This is a genomic window from Sphingomonas sp., from assembly GCF_036731925.1.
Classification (GTDB): domain Bacteria; phylum Pseudomonadota; class Alphaproteobacteria; order Sphingomonadales; family Sphingomonadaceae; genus Sphingomonas.
Genome location: NZ_DAINDJ010000001.1, coordinates 645,311 through 663,132, shown reverse-complemented (window position 1 = coordinate 663,132; position 17,822 = coordinate 645,311). Strand labels below are relative to the sequence as shown.

The window sequence follows — 17,822 nt, the reverse complement described above, 5'->3', positions numbered from 1 at the left end:
CGCAGTGTACCTCGCTGCCCCAGCATGGCATGGGACCGGCCATGATCGCCGCCATCGCCACCCTGCTCCTCTGCCAGTTGCTCGGCGAGGGCATCCACCTGCTCTCCGGCCTGCCGCTGCCCGGCGCCGTGATCGGCATGTTCCTGCTGCTCGGCTGGCTGCTCCTCCGCCCGGGCGAGCGGCCGACGCTGGTGCAGGTCTCCGCCTGGCTGACCGCGCACCTTTCGGTGATGTTCGTGCCCGCCGCCGTGGGCCTGATCGAGGAGGGGCCGGTGCTGGCGAAGAACGGCGTGGCGATCGTCGTCGCCACCCTCGCCTCGACGCTGCTCACCATGGCAGTTACGGCGCTCGTCTTTCGCTGGGCGCTGGCGCGGGCGGAGCGCGGCGCATGACCGTGATGTGGCACACGCTCGAGGCGACACCGCTGCTCTGGCTCGCCGTCACGCTGCTGGTGTTCGAGGGCGCGGACCAGCTGTCGAAGCGGAGCAATCGTCACCCGCTCTGCCACCCGGTGCTCACGGCCACCCCGGTGCTGATCGCGATCCTGCTCGTCACCCGCACGCCCTATCCCGTCTACGCGCAGAACACGGCGGTGCTCACCTTCCTGCTCGGCCCGGCGACCGTAGGGCTGGCCGTGCCGCTGTGGCGCAACCGGGCCCTTGTGCAGCGCGCGGCCGGCCCCCTGCTGCTCGCGCTGTTCGCCGGGTCGCTGACCGCCATCGTCAGCGTGACCGGCATCGTCTGGGCGTTCGGCGGCACCGCGCAGATTCTCGCCACGGTCGCCCCGCGCTCGGTGACGACGCCCGTCGCGATGGCACTGGCGACGCAGCTGGGCGGCATCCCCGCGCTGGCCGCGGTGGTGGTGCTGATCGCGGGGGTGTTCGGCGCCATGGTCGCCTCGCCGGTGCTGAACCTGCTGCGAATCAGCGACTATCGCGTCCGCGGCTTCGCGACCGGAGTCGCCGCGCACGGCATCGGCATGGCCCGCGCCTTCCAGGTCTCCGAACTGGGCGGCACCTTCGCCGGTGTCGGCATGGCGCTCAATGCCGCGATGACCGCGCTGCTGCTCACGCTGTGGGCGGTGCTGTAGGCCCTATTCGTCGGTCACGTCCTGCTTGGTGCCGTACAGCAGGACCGGCTTGCCGTTCTCGAACTGCACGTCGGCAGTCAGCCGCATCTTGCGGAGTTCGCCGTCGCGTCGGCGGATCGCCACGTCGATGGTAAAGCTTGCCCCTTGCGCCACCGCGTTGGTCCGCACCTCTTCCAGCAGCGCCTGGGATTCCGGTGTGTACATCCCGATCACGTCGTCCCGGGTCAGCGGTTCGCTGCGGGGGACGCCGAACAGATCGTAGACACCCGGCGACCAGCGGAGCGCATCGGTCGCGAGATCGCATTCCCAGGCGGCGGGCAGCGGGATCAGCGGATCGCCGATGCGCCCTCCCGGGCCGAGAAGGGGTTGAATGAGCATCTCGCGCTTGCAACACGTTTCGCGTTAACGCGAGGTTGTCCGCTGCCTCCGTAACTCCCGGGGTGACGCGCGCGCCGCACCTCGCTAAGGGGTCCGGCCATGACCCAGATCACGCCCGAGATCGTCGCCGAGCACGGCCTTTCGCCCGAAGAATATGACCGCGTCCTGAAGGCGCTCGGTCGCGAGCCGAACCTGACCGAGCTCGGCATCTTCTCGGTGATGTGGTCCGAGCATTGCAGCTACAAGTCCAGCCGCATCCACCTGAAGAAGCTGCCCACCACCGGCCCGCAGGTCATCTGCGGCCCCGGCGAGAATGCCGGCGTCGTCGATATCGGCGACGGGCAGGCGGCGATCTTCAAGATGGAGAGCCACAACCACCCGAGCTACATCGAGCCCTATCAGGGTGCGGCGACCGGCGTGGGCGGCATCCTGCGCGACGTGTTCACCATGGGCGCGCGGCCGATCGCCAACATGAACGCGCTGCGCTTCGGCCGGCCCGATCATCCCAAGATGAAGCACCTGATCGCCGGCGTCGTCCATGGAATCGGCGGCTATGGCAATTGCGTCGGCGTGCCGACCGTGGGCGGCGAGGTGAACTTCCACCCCGCCTATGACGGCAACATCCTGGTCAACGCAATGACCGTCGGCATCGCCGATACCGACAAGATCTTCTATTCGGCCGCCTCGGGCGTCGGCAATTCGATCGTCTATGTCGGCTCCAAGACCGGCCGCGACGGCATCCACGGCGCCACCATGGCCTCGGCCGATTTCGGCGAGGATTCGGAAGAGAAGCGCCCCACCGTCCAGGTCGGCGATCCGTTCACCGAGAAGCTGCTGATCGAGGCCTGTCTCGAGCTGATGGCCTCGGACGCGATCGTCGCGATCCAGGACATGGGCGCCGCCGGCCTCACCTCCTCCAGCGTCGAGATGGCGTCCAAGGGCGGCGTCGGCATCGAGCTGATCATGGACGACGTGCCCCAGCGCGAAACCGGCATGACCCCGTACGAGATGATGCTCTCCGAGTCTCAGGAGCGCATGCTGATGGTGCTCAAGCCCGGCCGCGAGGAGTTCGCCGAGGCGATCTTCCGCAAGTGGGAGCTCGACTTCGCGGTGATCGGCCATGTGACCGACACCGGCCGCATGGTGCTGAAGTGGAAGGGCGATGTGGTGTGCGACATCCCGCTCGCCCCGCTGGCCGACGACGCCCCACTCTACGATCGCCCGCACGTGCCGACGCCCAAGCAGCCCGAGCTGCAGAACGTGCCGGAATGCACCGATCCCGCTGCCGATCTCGTCAAGCTGATGGGCTCGCCGGACATCGCCAGCCGCCGCTGGATCTGGGAGCAGTATGACCACATGGTCGGCGGCGACACCGTGCAGCGCCCGGGCGGCGACGCCGCGGTCGTTCGCGTCCACGGCACCGACAAGGGCCTGGCGATCACCACCGACTGCACCCCGCGCTATTGCTTCGCGGACCCTGTCGAGGGCGGCAAGCAGGCGATTGCGGAGGCATGGCGCAACCTCTCAGCGGTGGGCGCGACCCCGCTGGCAGTGACCAACTGCCTCAACTTCGCCAACCCGCAGCGCCCGGAGATCATGGGCCAGATCGTCGGCGCACTGGAAGGCATGAGCGAGGCGTGCCGCGCGCTCGACTTCCCGATCGTCTCGGGCAATGTCAGTCTCTACAACGAGAGCAAGGCCACCGGCGGCGGCTCGGCGATCCTGCCGACGCCCGCGATCGGCGCGATCGGCCTGCTCAAGGACTGGCAGAAGAACTGCACCATCGCCTTCAAGGGCACCGGCGACGTGATCATCGCCGTCGGCGAGCGCGGCGGCCATCTCGGCCAGTCGATCTGGCTGCGCGAGATCTGCGGCCGCGAAGAAGGCCCGCCCCCGCCGGTCGACCTGATGATGGAGCGCCGCACCGGCGCCTTCGTCCGCTCGGCGATCTGCGGCGGCGCGATCACTGCCTGCCATGACGTGTCGGACGGCGGCCTTGCCGTCGCGGTGGCAGAGATGGCGCTGGCCTCGGGTATCGGCGCGATCCTCGATCAGCCCCAGCCGTTCGGCGTCGCCGGCAGCTGGTTCGGCGAGGACCAGGGCCTGTACGTCGTAACGGTGAAGGATGAGGCGCTGGCCGATTTCCTGGTCGCCGCCGACAAGGCCGGCCTCGCCGCCGATCCGATCGGCCGCACCATCGCCAACCGGATCATCTTCGAGATGGAGGAAGGCGATTTCTGCGTGAGCCTGGACGATCTCCGCGCCGCGCACGAGGGCTTCTTCCCGGCGCTGATGGGCGCCGCCGAGGCCATCTGATCGGTGGCCGGGTCCGCGCGGACCCGGCTCTCACCAGGACAGACCGGCGGCGCTGCCCGCATCGAGCGGCAGCACCGCCGGACACGCTCACCCCTGCACGCCTGCCGCGATCGTCTCCCGCCACGGGGTGGTCGGGCGGCCGATCACCGCGGAGAGCGTGCGCGAATCGTCGAACAGCGCCCCCTCGCCTGCGCGGGCGTCGCTATCCGCCAGGATTGCCGCGAACGGACCGGGCAGCCCGGCGCCTTCCAGCGCCCGGGCATAGTCCGCCTCCGGCATGTCCTGGTACACGACCGGCTTGCCCGAAGCCTCTGCCAGCGCGGCCGCAAGCTCGGCATGGGTGAAGCCGGTATCACCCGCGAGCTCGAACGTGCCCGCCTCGCCGCGCGTCAGCACCACTGCCGCCGCCTCCGCATAATCGGCGCGCGCCGCGCCGGACACCATGCCCGCGCCGGCGCTGCCGATCAGCACGCCGTGGTCGATCGCGGGGCCGGCGCTCATCAGATAATTCTCGGTATACCAGCCGTTGCGCAGCAGCGCGGCGGGAATGCCGCTTGCCGCCAGCAGGCCCTCGGTCGCCTTGTGCTCGGCGGCGAGCTGCATCGGCGAACGATCGGCACGCAGGATGCTGCTATAGGCGATCAACGCCACGCCGGCCTGCCGGGCCGCCTCGATCACCGCCTTGTGCTGGCGAACCCGGCTGCCGACGGCGTTGCCGGAGATCAGCAGCAGCCGCGTCACGCCCGCGAGGCCGGGCACCAGCGTCTCCGGCGCATCATAGTCGAAGGTGCGGACAACCACGCCCTGGGCGGCAAAATCGGCGACACTCTCGGAGTTGCGAACCAGCGCGACGATCTCGCCCGGTGCCACCTTGCCCAACAGCGATTCGATGACGAGGCGGCCCAGCTGGCCCGAGGCTCCGGTAACGGCGTACATGATGATCTCCTTGTCTGCAGTGGATTGACGACTAGGATCTAGCGACCCACTTACGGAACGTAAGTACGCACACGAAGGTAAGTATGAAAATGTCCGAAGCCTCCCCCCGCACCCTCGCCGCGATGATGGACCGCGGCGACGTGTTCGCCCCGGATTGCCCGTCGCGCGCGGTGCTCAAGCGCATCACCAGCAGCTGGGGCTTGCTCGTGCTGGTCGCGCTGCGGGACGGCACCCTTCGGTTCAGCGAATTGTGCCGCCGGGTGAACGGCGTGAGCGAGCGGATGCTGGCGCAGACGCTCCAGCAGTTGGAAGCGCATCGGCTGGTGGAGCGCCGGAGCTATCCGGTCGTGCCGCCGCACGTCGAATACAGCCTCACGCCGCTCGGGCAGGAGGCCGCCGCGAAGGTCGAGGATCTGATCGAGTGGATCCAGGCAAATCTGGCTGCGCTGATGCCCGCTTCGCTGGAGATCGCTGCCTAGCGGCGCGCTCAGTCGTATTTCGTCACCAGCCAGCTCCACACGCCCCACGCCAGCAGCGCCCAGGCGCCGAGCACGATTGCAATCCCGCCCCAGCTCACCGGGCGGTGGCTTGCTTCCTCTGCCGCCGCGCGATGTTCGGCGAACTGTTCGGCCGGGATCAGCCGCTCGAACAACCATACGCCCAGCGGGATCAGGATGGCGTCGTCCACCAGCCCGAGCACCGGGATGAAATCGGGAATCAGGTCGATCGGCGAGAGCGCATAGGCCGCCACCAGAAGGCCGACGATCCGCGCTGCCAGCGGCGTGCGCGGATCGCGGATGGCGAGCCATACGGCATGCGCCTCGGTGCGGACGCGGTGTGCGAGCGAAGGACCCATGGCCCTGAATCGCGCGACCGCGTCCGCAGGTCAATGCGGGTCAGCGCTCCGCGGTCGTCTCGACCTTGGCGTGGCTGCCGGTCTCGTCCGACTTGATCTTGCCGCCGAACAGCATCTTCACCTTGCCGGTGATCGACATGTCGGTTTCCCACAGCTCGGCATCGTCGATGTCGACGCGGAGCAGCGCGAGATTCGGGTCCTGCTTGCCGCCCGGAAACCAGGCCTCGACCTGGCTGTTCCACAGCTTGTCGATCATCGCGAAGTCGTTGTCGATCCGCGCGGCGCCCGCCAGGCAGGCAAAGAAATCATGCCCCTTCGAGACGAACTGCAGCATCGCCGGGCCGCCCTTGGCCATGCGATTGTCCTTGCCGATGAAGAAGAAGATCGTGTCAACCTGATCCTCGTCGAGCTGGGCGGTAAGCGGCTCGCTGTGCTGCCCGTCCTGCAGGCCCACCATCATGTAGGGGCTGTCAGCCAGCTTGGACCAGAAATGCTTCTTCAGTTCGACCGTATCGGCCATGATCGTCTCCCGGAGTTTGGATACCTGCGGGTAACGTGCAGGTCCGCTCAGGCGTTCCGGATTGCCGCCGCCGCGCCGATCAGTTCGAGGTCGCTGCGGTTGACCAGCGCCACCGGCGTTTCGGCGAGCTGGCGGCGGAAGGCGGTCCGTGCCTCCATGCGGCGGCGGAAGCCCGGCTCCTTCAGCTGCGGCTCCAGCGCACGGGCGATGGCGCCGGTCAGGTAAATGCCGTCCCAGGCGTCGAAGGTCAGCGCAAGATCGCCGACGAATGCGCCGAGATGCTCGACGAACATCCGCACCACCGCGGTGCTGACCGGATCGCGCCCGATGTTGCGGGTCACATCCTCCGGCGCGGGCAGGCGCTTGCCGCCCGACAGCGCCTCATAGGCGAGCAACAGGCCGTTCGCGCTGAGCAGCGTCTCGACTTCCACCAGCCCGCCGCGCGCCTTGCAGAACGCGGCGAAGCGCTCCTCGTCACCGCTCTGTGCGGCGAAACCGATATGGCCGGCCTCGCTCTGCACCGGCACATGTCGCCCATCCGCACTGATCAGCGCCGCCACGCCCAGCCCGGTGCCGACGCCGATCACCGCATAATTGCCGCCCTGCGAGATCGGCCGAAGCGCCGGACCCGGCAATGCGGTAAGCGCTGTCGGCGGGAGCCGGGTAAGCGCCAGCGCATTGGCGGCGCACTCGTTCATCGCGATGGGCTTCTGGCGCAGTACCGCTTCCACGCCCGCGAGCGAGATATACCAGCGGCTGCCGGTCAGGTTGATCAGGTCGCCGCGCACCGCGCCCGCCACGGCGAGGACGCTCGGCAGGCGCGCATCGCGCAGGCCGACACTGGCAAGATATGCGACCAGTGCGCTGGTGAAGGTCTGATGGTCGCTGTTGGAAAAACGCTTGATGTCGCGCGGCTCTGCGCCCGCTGCGCCGCCGGCCAGCCCGAACCGGACCGACTGCCGGCCGATATCCGCCACCAGCGCAACGCCTTCTTCCATCGGATCCTCGCTCTCCCCACCGGCCTCTTGTTGAAGCTCGCGCAGGCGATATCGCTAACAATAGTTACCGGAGCAATAAGTAAGCGTCGTTTAGTGCAATTCCGATGCGTTTTTCAGGCAGTTCGCGGATCCATGCCGAAACGGTTCGCACCTATGGCGGGCGACCAGTAGAGCGCGACCGCCAGGATCGCGAGCGCGACATGGCCGGCGGTGGGCAGCATCGGCACGCCCGGATGCAGGCCGATCGCCACCTGCGTCCGGTCCAGATCGCCCGCCACGCCGATCGCGGCAAGCAGCAGGCCGGGGATCGCCGGCAGCCCCACATCGTGCAATCGCCGCACGATCAAGCCGATCAGCGGCACGAACAGCAGCAGCGCCAGTGCCTCCTCCACCGCCACGCGGCGCCAGAACACGGTAACGTTGAGCGCCGTCGGCGGATGAAAGAAGTGGAAGCCGAGAAACAGCAGCAGCTCGCCGATCGCGATCAGGATGAGCGCGCTGGTCAGCTCGCTGCGCGTTGAGCGGCCGCGGAACACGAAACTCTGACCGATGGCGCGAAGGCCGGTGCGCAGCGACACCCCGTCGCGATAGCTGGCTGCTGTCATGGATGGAGGGTGCAGCGCGCCGCACCCTCCGGTCAAGTACTTACAGCGTCTCGAAAAGACCCGCCGCGCCCATGCCGCCGCCGATGCACATGGTGACGACGACATACTTGGCGCCGCGGCGCTTGCCTTCGATCAGCGCATGGCCGGTCATCCGCGCGCCCGACATGCCATAGGGGTGGCCGATCGAGATCGCGCCGCCATTGACGTTCAGCAGTTCGGCCGGAATGCCCAGCTTGTCGCGGCAGTAGAGCACCTGCACCGCAAAGGCTTCGTTGAGCTCCCACAGGCCGATATCGTCCATCTTCAGGTTGAAGCGCTCGAGCAGCTTCGGGATGGCATAGACCGGGCCGATGCCCATCTCGTCCGGCTTGGTGCCTGCCACCGCCATGCCGACATAGCGGCCAAGCGGAGTAAGGCCGCGCTGCGACGCGAGCTTTTCTTCCATCAGCACGCATGCCGAGGAGCCGTCGGACAGCTGGCTGGCGTTGCCCGCGGTGACGGTGCCGTTCGGCACCACCGGCTGCAGCGCCTGCAGGCCCTCCAGCGTCGTCTCGGGCCGATTGCCCTCGTCCTTGGAAAGCGTGATTTCCTTCTGCGAGACTTCCTTGGTCTCCTTGTTGACCAGGTTCATCGTCGCGGTGACGGGCACGATCTCGTCGTCGAACTTGCCCGCGGCCTGGGCAGCGGCGGTGCGCTGCTGCGACTGGAAGGCATAGGCGTCGCACGCGTCCCGGCCGATGCCGTAGCGCGCGGCGACCACTTCGGCGGTCTGGAGCATCGGCATATAGGTGTCGTTGTGCATCGCGATCAGTTCGCGATCGGGCTCGACGCGCATCTGCGGCGTCTGGACGAGGCTGATCGACTCCACACCGCCGCCAAGGGTGATGTCCATGTTGTCGACGACGATCTGCTTCGCGGCGGTGGCGATCGCCATCAGGCCCGAGGCGCACTGGCGGTCAATCGACATGCCCGGCACTTCCACCGGCAGGCCGGCGCGCATCAACGCGAGGCGCGCGATGTTGGGCGCCTGGCTGCCCTGCTGGAGCGCGGCGCCGAACACGACGTCGTCGACCTGACCTGGCTCGATGCCCGCCCGCTCGACCGCGGCGCGGATCGCGTGCGCGCCCAGCGTCGGTGCCGGGGTGGCGTTGAACGCCCCGCGATAGGCCCGGCCGATGCCCGTGCGGGCGGTGGAAACGATGACTGCGGAGCGCATAGGGTTCCTCTCTTGCTAATTCTTGAGCCCCTCCCCTTCAGGGGAGGGGTTGGGGTGGGGCACTTTCTAACAGCGAAGGGCTGGCGGATCGGTCATCCCCCACCCCAACCCCTCCCCTGAAGGGGGGGCTTTTTGAACCTCAAACATACACCAGCGCGATCCACTCGGCGATCAGTGCCGGCTTCTCCTCGCCTTCGATCTCCAGCTGATATTCTTGCACCTGTTCCCAGACGCCCGGCTGGCGCTCGACGAACTTCTTGAGCGTGAACCGCCCGCGCACCCGCTTGCCCGAGCGTACCGGGGTGAGGAAACGGACCTTGTTCCCCCCATAGTTCACGCCCATCCGCGCGCCTTCTATGGACGGTGCATCGGTACGTGCGGCCAGCATCGGCATCAGCGAGAGCGACAGGAAACCATGCGCGATCGTGCCGCCGAACGGCGTCTCCGCCGCGCGCACCGGATCGACATGGATGAACTGGTGATCGCCGGTGGCTTCCGCGAACTGATCGATCATCGCCTGGGTGACTTCCACCCAGTCCGAGACATGCTCGGCACCGACCCGTTCGGCCATCTGCTGCGGGGTGACGGTCGCTGCCAAGACTATCCTCTCGCGTAATTATCTTTCATAGGCTCGCCATATCTAGTGGGGCCACCGGCCTCCCTGCAAGCTTTAGCCGACCGGAAACTGGAAAATGCCGACTGCCGTACCGTCACACCACCGCGAATTGATGGCCAAACTGCACCGGGCGGCCGAACCCGATGTTCTAAAACCGCTTCTGGAGCGGGCGCGACTCACCCTCGATTCGCGCGAGCGGGTGATGGATCATGCGCTGGCGCTGTTGGCGGACCTGCGCGCGGCGCAGACCCGCGGCTGGGTGAACCAGTTCCTCCAGGAATATCGGCTGAATTCCTCCGAAGGCGTCGCGCTGCTCAGCCTGGCCGAGGCGTTCCTGCGCGTGCCCGATCCCGAAACCGCCGACCTGCTGATCGCCGACAAGCTGGGCGATGCCGACTGGAAGGCGCATTCGGGCAAGTCGAACTCGGTGCTGGTCAACTCCGCCACCTGGGGCCTGATGCTCGGCCGCGCGCTGGTCGGTGACGAGAAGACCGGCGCGCTGCGTCGCCTGATCTCGCGCGCCGGCGAGCCCTTCGTCCGCCAGGCGGTGGGCGCCGCGATGAAGCGGATGGGTGAGGTCTTCGTGATGGGCCGCACCATCGACGAAGCGATGAAGCGGATGAAGAAGCCGGAGAACAAGGGCTTCACCGCCAGCTTCGACATGCTGGGCGAAGCGGCGCGCACCAAGGCGGATGCCGAGCGCTATTTCCAGGCCTATTTCGAGGCGATCCGCGCGGTAGGCCGCGATCCCAAGGCCGGCCATTCGATCTCGGTGAAGCTCTCCGCGCTCCACCCGCGCTACGAGGTCGCGCAATACGACCGCTGCGTGCCCGAGCTGACCGACATGCTGGCCCAGCTCGCCTCGGAATCGGCGGCGCAGGGCATCCCGCTCACCGTCGACGCCGAGGAGAGCGAGCGGCTGGAGATGAGCCTCGACATCATCGGCTCGGTCGCGCGCCGACCCGAGCTGAAGGGCTGGAACGGCTTCGGCATGGCGGTGCAGGCCTATGGCAAGCGCGCGCGTGCGGTGATCGGCTGGGCCGACGACCTTGGCCGCCCGATGCACGTCCGCCTGGTCAAGGGCGCCTATTGGGACAGCGAGATCAAGCGCACCCAGGTGGAAGGGCTGTCCGATTACCCCCTGTTCACCCGCAAGGCCGCGACCGACGTTTCCTACCTCGCCTGCGCGCGCGACATGCTGGCGGCGAAGAACATCGTGCCGGCCTTCGCCAGCCACAATGCGCTGACCGTCGCGACCATCCTGGACTGGGCGGGCGACAGCCGCGACTTCGAGTTCCAGCGCCTCCACGGCATGGGCGAAGGGCTGTACGAGCGCCTCGTCAACGAGCAGGGCTATCACTGCCGCATCTATGCGCCGGTCGGCGGGCATCGTGACCTGCTGGCCTATCTCGTCCGCCGCCTGCTGGAAAACGGCGCGAACTCCAGCTTCGTCCACCAGCTGGCGGACGAGCAGCTGAGCGAAGCCGAGCTGCTTGCCGATCCGGTGGAGAAGATCGCCGCGGTCGGCGGCACCCGCCACCCGAGCATCCCGATGCCGGTAGAGCTGTTCGGCGGGTGGAAAAACTCGGGCGGCATCGATCTCGCCGAGCGGACGATTCTCGCGGATACGGCGATGGCAATTGCTTCTAAGCCCCTCCCCTTCAGGGGAGGGGTTGGGGTGGGGCACTCCGCCTCCAGCGCCGGACTCGCTCCCAGCTCAGTCCCCACCCCCAACCCCTCCCCTGAAGGGGAGGGGCTTGTAAGGTCCGCCATCGACCGCGCGACGGCTGCCTTCCCCGGCTGGTCCGCGACGCCGCTCGCCACCCGCGCCGCGATCCTCGAGCGCCTTGCCGACCTGCTCGAGGAGAACCGCATCGAGCTAATGTCGCTGGCAGTGAAGGAAGCCTTCAAGACCATCCCCGATGCGCTCGGCGAGGTTCGCGAGGCGGCCGATTTCTGCCGCTACTATGCGCTCCAGGCACGCACCGGCCTCGCCCCGATCACCCTCCCCGGGCCGACGGGCGAGCGCAACGAGCTGCGCATGGAAGGCCGCGGCGTCTGGGCGACGATCGCGCCGTGGAACTTCCCGCTGGCGATCTTCCTCGGCCAGACCGCCGCGGCGTTGGTGGCCGGCAACGCGGTAGTTGCCAAGCCTGCGCCGCAGACACCGGAAATCGCCCGTGCGGCGGTGCGCCTCGCGCATCAAGCCGGCGTGCCGGAGGACGCGCTGGTGCTGGTGACCGGCGGCCCGGAAGTGGGCGCCGCGCTGACCGCCGATCCGCGCATCGCCGGGGTCGCCTTCACTGGCTCCACCCCCACCGCCAAGAAGATTGCCGCCGCACTGCTGGAAGGCGAGGATCGCCCGCTGGTGCCGCTGATCGCGGAAACCGGCGGCATCAACGCGATGATCGTGGATTCGACCGCCCTGCCCGAACAGGTGGTGGCGGACGTGCTCACCTCGGCCTTCCGCTCGGCCGGCCAGCGCTGCTCGGCGCTGCGCCTGCTGCTGCTGCAGGAGGAGATCGCCGAGGGCGTGATCGAGATGCTGCGCGGCGCGATGGAGCTGCTGATCCTCGGCGATCCCGCCGATCCGCGCACCGATATCGGCCCGGTGATCGACCAGGCGGCCTATGACAAGCTGATGGCCTATCGCGACAGCGCCAAGGCCCAGTGGATCAAGACCGTCCCGGTCCCCGCCACCGGCCTGTTCGTGCCGCCCACGATGATCCGCATCGACCGGCCGGAGGACCTGACGCGCGAATGGTTCGGCCCCATCCTGCACGTCGCCACCTGGAAGGCGGGCACGCTCGCCGAGACGGTGGCGCGGGTGAATGCCAAGGGCTTCGGGCTGACGATGGGCCTGCACAGCCGCATCGCCCGCTCGGCCGAGCTGGTGGAGGCGGAAGCGCGGGTGGGCAATCTCTACATCAACCGCTCGATGATCGGCGCGGTGGTGGGCTCGCAGCCCTTCGGCGGCGAGGGCCTGTCCGGCACCGGGCCCAAGGCGGGCGGGCCGCATTATCTGCACCGCTTCTGCGCGGAGCGGGCGGTATCGGTGGACACGACCAGTGCCGGCGGCAACGCGACGCTGCTCAGCCTGGACGAAGGGGGGATTTGATCCCCCCGCTTCCATCCTCCCTCCTGGTGGGGAGGGGCGGATCTCCCCACCCATCAACCGTCATTCCCGCGAAGGCGGGAATCCATTTGCCAGGACGTTCGAGGAAAGAACCGCGGCTTCAGCGCCAATGGATCCCCGCCTTCGCGGGGATGACGGTGTATTTTCTGGAGAGGTAACCCCTCTCCCCGGTGGGGAGAGGGGTGCAAGACTCACCCGCCGTGGGTGGCCATCCACTGCTCGACGACCGGCGCGATGCGGTTGCGCCACTTGGAGCCGTTGAAGATGCCGTAATGGCCGACGCCTTCGGCCAGATGATACTGCTTGAACGATTCCGGCAGGTTGGTCGCGATGGTCAGCGCCGCCTTGGTCTGGCCGATGCCGGAGATGTCGTCGCGCTCGCCTTCGATGGCGAGGATGCCGATATCGGTGATCGCACCCGGATCGACCTTGCGGCCGCGGTGCAGCATCTCGCCCTTGGGCAGCGCGTGCGTCTGGAACACCACGTTGATCGTCTGGAGGTAGAATTCGGCGGTCATGTCGCAGACCGAGCGATATTCCTCGTAGAACTTCATCGTCGCATCGGCGCTCTCGTCGTCGCCCTGGACGAGATGCTTGAACATTTCCCAGTGCGAGATGAGGTGGTTGCCGAGGTTCATCGTCATGAAGCCCGCGAGCTGCAGGAAGCCCGGATAGACGCGACGCCCCGAGCCCGAATAGGTACGCGGCACGGTGGCGATGACATTCTGTTCAAACCAGCTGTACGGCCGCTCCGTCGCCAGCGTGTTGACGGCCGTCGGCGCCTCGCGCGTATCGATCGGGCCGCCCATCATGGTCAGCGTCGCCGGGCGGTTGGGGTGCTGGTCCGCGCTCATGATTGCAGCGGCGGCGTAGCAGGGCACCGATGGCTGGCAGACCGCCAGCATGTGCGGCCGCGGATTCCCCTCGGCGCCGATGTGCGAGAGGAAATCGATCACGTAATCGACATAGTCGTCGAGATCGAACTTGCCCTCGCTGGTCGGCACCAGCTTCGCGTCGCGCCAGTCGGTGATGTAGACGTCGGCCACCGGCAGCATCCGCTGCACCGTGCCGCGCAGCAGCGTGGCATAATGGCCGGACATCGGCGCCACGATCAGCAGCTTCGGCCCGCCCTCAACGCTCTCGCGCACGAAGCGCTTGAGCTGACCGAACGGCTTGCGCAGCACGATTTCCTCATGCACCGCGACCTTCCGGCCATCGATCTCGGTACTGTCGAGCGCGAAATCAGGCTTGCCGCGCGGGGCCGAAGCATGCGCGAAGACTTCCAGCGCAGACGCCATCACCGGGCCGCCGCCGAAATAGGCAAACGGATTGGCAGGATTGTTGAGCAGGCCCGCGCCGAAATTGGCCAGAGCACTTGCCCCGGCAAGCATGGAACGTTGGAATTCGTAGGCGTCGTACAGCATAAAAGTCCTTCCCCGTGCCCCGATCCCTGCAGCGGGGGTTGTCTTACCACTCATATAGACGGCGCCGTTGTGCGTCGCAACGTCGTACCTATGCGGAACCGAGACATCCGGAGGTAGTTCCCCTGCCCCGCGAACCGCGCTAGTCGCTTGTCCATGGCCGACACGACCCAGCCGCCGGCGCCGCGCCGCAAGCTCAGCAGCCTGCTCGTCATCTGGCAGTTCACCCGCCGCTATCCGTTGCAGATCGTCATCGCGTCGATCGCGCTGGTCACCTCGTCACTGGCGACCCTGTGGATCCCGCGCACCTTCCAGAAGATCGTCGACAACGGCTTCGCCAAGGGCGTGGATACCAGCCGCATCGGGGTGTATTTCGAGGGCCTGCTGGCGGTGATCCTCGTGCTGTCGATCGCGACCGCCATCCGCTTCTTCTTCATCTCCTGGGTTGCGGAGCGGACGGTGGCGGACCTGCGCGTCGCCGTGCACCGCAACCTGCTGCGCCTGCCGCCGAAATGGTTCGAGGAGAACCGGCCGTCGGAGATCGCCTCGCGACTCACCTCGGATACGGCGCTGGTCGAGCAGGTGGTCGGCTCCACCGTCTCGATCGCGCTGCGCAACCTGCTCACCGGCATCGGCGGCGTCATCTACCTGTTCGTGCTGGCGCCGAAAATCGCGGCCTATCTGATCGTGGGCATGCCGCTTACCGTGCTGCCGATCGTGTGGCTGGGCGGGCGCGTGCGGCAATATTCGCGCAACAGCCAGGACCGGGTGGCAGACATCGGGGCGATCGCCTCCGAGACGCTGGGCGCGATGCGCATCGTGCAAGCGTTCGGGCAGGAACGCCGCGAAGGCCAGCGCTTCCACGATGCCGTGGTCCGCAGCTTCGCCGCCGCGCAGAAGCGGTTCGCCCTCCGCGCGGTAATGACCGCGCTGGTAATCGGCCTGCTGTTCACCGCGATCACGCTGATCATGTGGGATGCCGTGTCGGGCGTCGCGACCGGGCAGATCACCGGCGGCGCGATCACCGCCTTCGTCATCACAGCCGGCCTTGTCACGGGCTCGTTCGGCGCACTGACCGAAGTTTACGGCGATCTGCTGCGCGCCTCGGGCGCCGCCAGTCGGCTTGCCGAGCTGCTTCAGCAGGAGCCGGACATCGCCGCCCCGGCCAATCCCGTGCTCCTGCCTCGCCCGGCAGAGGGCGCGATTGCGTTCGACGCAGTGACTTTCCGCTACCCCACTCGGCCCGAAGTCTCGGCGCTGCAAGACTTCTCCCTGTTCGTGGCACCCGGCGAGACGGTGGCGGTGGTCGGCCCGTCGGGCGCCGGCAAGTCGACGCTGTTCCAGCTGCTTCAGCGCTTCTACGATCCCGAAGCGGGGGAAATCCGCATCGACGGCGTCGCCATTCCCAAGGCCGATCCGTCCGAGGTGCGCGCGCGCATGGCGATGGTGCCGCAGGAAACGGTGATCTTCGGCGCGAGCGCCCGCGACAATCTGCGCTACGGCGCGTGGGACGCGAGCGACGAGGCAATCTGGGCCGCCGCTGAGGCCGCCAACGCGGCCGAGTTCCTGCGCGCCTTGCCGGAGGGGCTCGACACCTTCCTCGGCGAAGGCGGCGCGCGCCTCTCCGGTGGCCAGCGCCAGCGGCTTGCGATTGCGCGTGCGCTGCTCCGCGACGCGCCGATCCTGCTGCTGGACGAAGCAACCAGCGCGCTTGATGCCGAAAGCGAGAAGCTGGTGCAGGACGCGCTCGAGCATCTGATGCAGGGCCGCACCACGCTGGTGATCGCCCACCGCCTCGCCACCGTCCGCGCGGCAGGGCGGATCATCGTCATGGAAGCGGGCCGCATCGTAGAGACCGGCACCCATGCCGAACTCGTCGCGAAGGGCGGCCTCTACGCCCGGTTGGCGGCGCTGCAGTTCAACGAGGTCGCCTAGGCAGCCAGCGCCTTGCGCGCCGCGATCCATTCGACGAACGCGTCCGGCTCCAGTGGCCGGGCGAACCAATAGCCCTGCGCCTCCTCGCACCCAATGCCGGCGAGGAGGGTCGCGGCAGCTTCGGTTTCCACGCCTTCCACCACGACGCGTCTGCCCAGCTTGTGGATCAGGCCCACCATCGTCTCGACCAGCACATAATCGGCGCCCCAGGCCCCGCTCAGCGCCCGGACAAATGCCTGGTCGATCTTCACCACATGCGCCGGAACCTGCTGTAGATAGGCGAGGCTGCTATGGCCGGTGCCGAAATCGTCGATCGCCAGCGCAATGCCCGCGGCCGAAAGCTCGCGGAGCATCGCCAGCGCCTTGTCCGGCTGCGCCATCATCGCGCTCTCGGTGAGCTCGATTTCCAGCTGCTCCGGGCGCAGCTGCCGCGCCAGCAGCGCCAGCTGGATTCGCTGGATCAGGTCCGTCTCCATCAGATTGGCGGCGGAGATGTTGATCGAGAGCGTCAGGTCCAGCCCTGCGGCCTGCCAGGAAGCAAGCTGATCAAGCGCATGGTCCAGCACCCACTGGGTGACAGGACGGGCGAGCGCCGTCTGCTCGATGATCGGGATGAATTCCGCGGGCGAAACCTCGCCCAGAACGGGATGTCGCCAGCGCAACAGCGTCTCCGCCCCGAGGCACTGGCCGGTACGCAGGTCGATGCGCGGCTGGTAGACAAGTCGCAACTGGTCCCCCGCCTCGAGCGCCGCGCCAAAATCTTCCAGCAACTGGTAGCGCCGGCGCATTTCGCCATCACGCGCGGCGGAATAGAGCGCGATCGCGCCGTCGTTGCGTCGCGCGTCCTGCGCGGCACTCGCCGCGCCGCGCAGCACATCCTCAGGCGGCACCTCGCCCACGCGGAACGGACGAAGGCCGATCGCCACGCTCGTCACGAAGCGGACGCTGGACGTCGCCCGCATCGCTGCAAAGCCCTGTTCCAGCACGCGGCTATATGCCTGGACGTCGATATCGGGTGGCGAGAGGAAGGCGAACTGGGTGGTGCCGACATGATAGGCGGTGCGTTCCGCGCCGAGCGCGTCTTGGATCGAACGTGACGCCTCGCGCACCATTTCTTCGAGTCGGGCGGCGCCCACCACGCCCACAATTTTCGCGATCTGGTCGTCCCGTGCCAGGTCGGCGATCACCGCGATGCGGCTCTGCCCGGGGCAGTCGCGGGCAAGATCTGCAAGATCGTCATGAAACTGCGCGCGCGTCGGCAGGCCGCTGATGGGGTCGATGCGGCCGAAGGCATGCTGCAGTTCGATCTGCGCCATCACCATCGCCGCAAGATCGGCGAGCGCCGCAAGTTCGTCCGCGGTCGCGACGCGCGGCTCGGTGCCCAGCACGCAAAGCGCGCCAAGGCCGTAGCCGTCCCTGGTAACCAGCGGCGCGCCTGCATAGAAGCGCGTGCCGTTATCGGCGAGCAGGCTGTCCGCATAGAAAGGATGTGCGGCGAAGTCCTCGATCACCACCACATCGCGCGATTCCGCAACCTCCGCACAGGGCGCCTTTTCGCGTGGGATGCTGCAATGCTCGATGCCGACGCGCGACTTGAACCATTGCCGGTCCTTGTCGGTCAGCGAGACGGCCGCGATCGGCAGGCCGAAGATCTGCGCCGCCATGCGGGTAATGCGATCGAAATGCGCGCTTGCGGGTGTGTCGAGCAGCTTCAGCTGGTGCAGCGCATCCAGTCGCGCGGCTTCGCGATAATCCTGCACAATCGTTCCCTTTCGCCGATCATTATAGCGGCGAAGAGT

Annotated in this window: 16 protein-coding genes; 6 read left to right on the top strand and 10 right to left on the bottom strand. The window is 67.6% G+C overall.

What is annotated here, in order from left to right:
• Positions 1-41: 41 nt before the first annotated feature.
• Entirely contained in the window at positions 42-392 is a 351-nt protein-coding gene (locus tag V7E00_RS03345) for a CidA/LrgA family protein (protein WP_333571261.1), read from the top strand.
• On the top strand, positions 389-1,090 hold the full coding sequence (locus tag V7E00_RS03340) for an LrgB family protein (protein ID WP_333571260.1): 702 nt from the start codon (positions 389-391) through the stop codon (positions 1,088-1,090). Before V7E00_RS03345 ends, V7E00_RS03340 begins: the two co-directional genes overlap by 4 nt.
• Positions 1,091-1,093: 3 nt before the next feature.
• Here the strand turns inward: V7E00_RS03340 and V7E00_RS03335 are convergent, their stop codons facing one another.
• On the bottom strand, positions 1,094-1,468 hold the full coding sequence (locus V7E00_RS03335) for a PAS domain-containing protein (protein WP_333571259.1): 375 nt from the start codon (positions 1,466-1,468) through the stop codon (positions 1,094-1,096).
• Positions 1,469-1,567: 99 nt separating this feature from the next.
• On the opposite strand from V7E00_RS03335, the gene purL reads away from it, so the two are divergent.
• Complete coding sequence (gene purL / locus V7E00_RS03330) at positions 1,568-3,784, top strand: phosphoribosylformylglycinamidine synthase subunit PurL (RefSeq protein ID WP_333571258.1); 2,217 nt, start codon at positions 1,568-1,570, stop codon at positions 3,782-3,784.
• Between the two features lie 87 nt (positions 3,785-3,871).
• Here purL and V7E00_RS03325 read toward each other — a convergent pair whose 3' ends face one another.
• Positions 3,872-4,720 carry an NAD(P)H-binding protein gene (locus V7E00_RS03325; RefSeq protein WP_333571257.1) on the bottom strand — a complete coding sequence of 283 codons (849 nt, stop codon included), beginning with the start codon at positions 4,718-4,720 and terminating at the stop codon, positions 3,872-3,874.
• 89 nt (positions 4,721-4,809) lie between these two features.
• Here V7E00_RS03325 and V7E00_RS03320 point away from each other — a divergent pair, with 89 nt between their 5' ends.
• Entirely contained in the window at positions 4,810-5,199 is a 390-nt protein-coding gene (locus tag V7E00_RS03320) for a winged helix-turn-helix transcriptional regulator (RefSeq protein WP_333571256.1), read from the top strand.
• 8 nt (positions 5,200-5,207) lie between these two features.
• On the opposite strand, the gene V7E00_RS03315 is transcribed toward V7E00_RS03320, so the two are convergent.
• The 6 genes from V7E00_RS03315 to V7E00_RS03290 all read right to left on the bottom strand — a co-directional run bounded on the left by V7E00_RS03315 (position 5,208) and on the right by V7E00_RS03290 (position 9,486).
• Positions 5,208-5,576, bottom strand: a complete 369-nt coding sequence (locus V7E00_RS03315) for a YkvA family protein (RefSeq protein ID WP_333571255.1) — start codon at positions 5,574-5,576, stop codon at positions 5,208-5,210.
• Between the two features lie 40 nt (positions 5,577-5,616).
• Entirely contained in the window at positions 5,617-6,096 is a 480-nt protein-coding gene (locus V7E00_RS03310) for a pyridoxamine 5'-phosphate oxidase family protein (RefSeq protein ID WP_333571254.1), read from the bottom strand.
• 47 nt (positions 6,097-6,143) lie between these two features.
• Positions 6,144-7,094: a glucokinase gene (locus tag V7E00_RS03305; protein WP_333571253.1), complete on the bottom strand. Its 951-nt coding sequence runs from the start codon at positions 7,092-7,094 to the stop codon at positions 6,144-6,146.
• 113 nt (positions 7,095-7,207) lie between these two features.
• Positions 7,208-7,699, bottom strand: a complete 492-nt coding sequence (locus V7E00_RS03300; protein ID WP_333571252.1) for a DUF805 domain-containing protein — start codon at positions 7,697-7,699, stop codon at positions 7,208-7,210.
• Positions 7,700-7,739: 40 nt separating this feature from the next.
• Positions 7,740-8,915: an acetyl-CoA C-acyltransferase gene (locus tag V7E00_RS03295; protein ID WP_333571251.1), complete on the bottom strand. Its 1,176-nt coding sequence runs from the start codon at positions 8,913-8,915 to the stop codon at positions 7,740-7,742.
• Positions 8,916-9,054: 139 nt separating this feature from the next.
• The gene (locus V7E00_RS03290; RefSeq protein ID WP_333572367.1) at positions 9,055-9,486 is read right to left on the bottom strand and encodes a MaoC family dehydratase; all 432 of its coding nucleotides are present in this window, start codon (positions 9,484-9,486) and stop codon (positions 9,055-9,057) included.
• Between the two features lie 157 nt (positions 9,487-9,643).
• On the opposite strand from V7E00_RS03290, the gene putA reads away from it, so the two are divergent.
• Positions 9,644-12,649, top strand: coding sequence for a bifunctional proline dehydrogenase/L-glutamate gamma-semialdehyde dehydrogenase PutA (putA, locus tag V7E00_RS03285; RefSeq protein WP_443019133.1), 3,006 nt, complete (start codon positions 9,644-9,646; stop codon positions 12,647-12,649).
• A gap of 209 nt (positions 12,650-12,858) precedes the next feature.
• Here putA and V7E00_RS03280 read toward each other — a convergent pair whose 3' ends face one another.
• Positions 12,859-14,091, bottom strand: coding sequence for a polyhydroxyalkanoate depolymerase (locus V7E00_RS03280; RefSeq protein ID WP_333571249.1), 1,233 nt, complete (start codon positions 14,089-14,091; stop codon positions 12,859-12,861).
• Positions 14,092-14,244: 153 nt separating this feature from the next.
• Between V7E00_RS03280 and V7E00_RS03275 the strand changes: the two genes are divergently transcribed.
• Entirely contained in the window at positions 14,245-16,023 is a 1,779-nt protein-coding gene (locus V7E00_RS03275) for an ABC transporter transmembrane domain-containing protein (RefSeq protein WP_333571248.1), read from the top strand.
• Here V7E00_RS03275 and V7E00_RS03270 read toward each other — a convergent pair.
• Positions 16,020-17,783, bottom strand: a complete 1,764-nt coding sequence (locus tag V7E00_RS03270; RefSeq protein ID WP_333571247.1) for a putative bifunctional diguanylate cyclase/phosphodiesterase — start codon at positions 17,781-17,783, stop codon at positions 16,020-16,022. The two genes, V7E00_RS03275 and V7E00_RS03270, sit on opposite strands and share 4 nt — an antisense overlap.
• Positions 17,784-17,822: the final 39 nt, after the last annotated feature.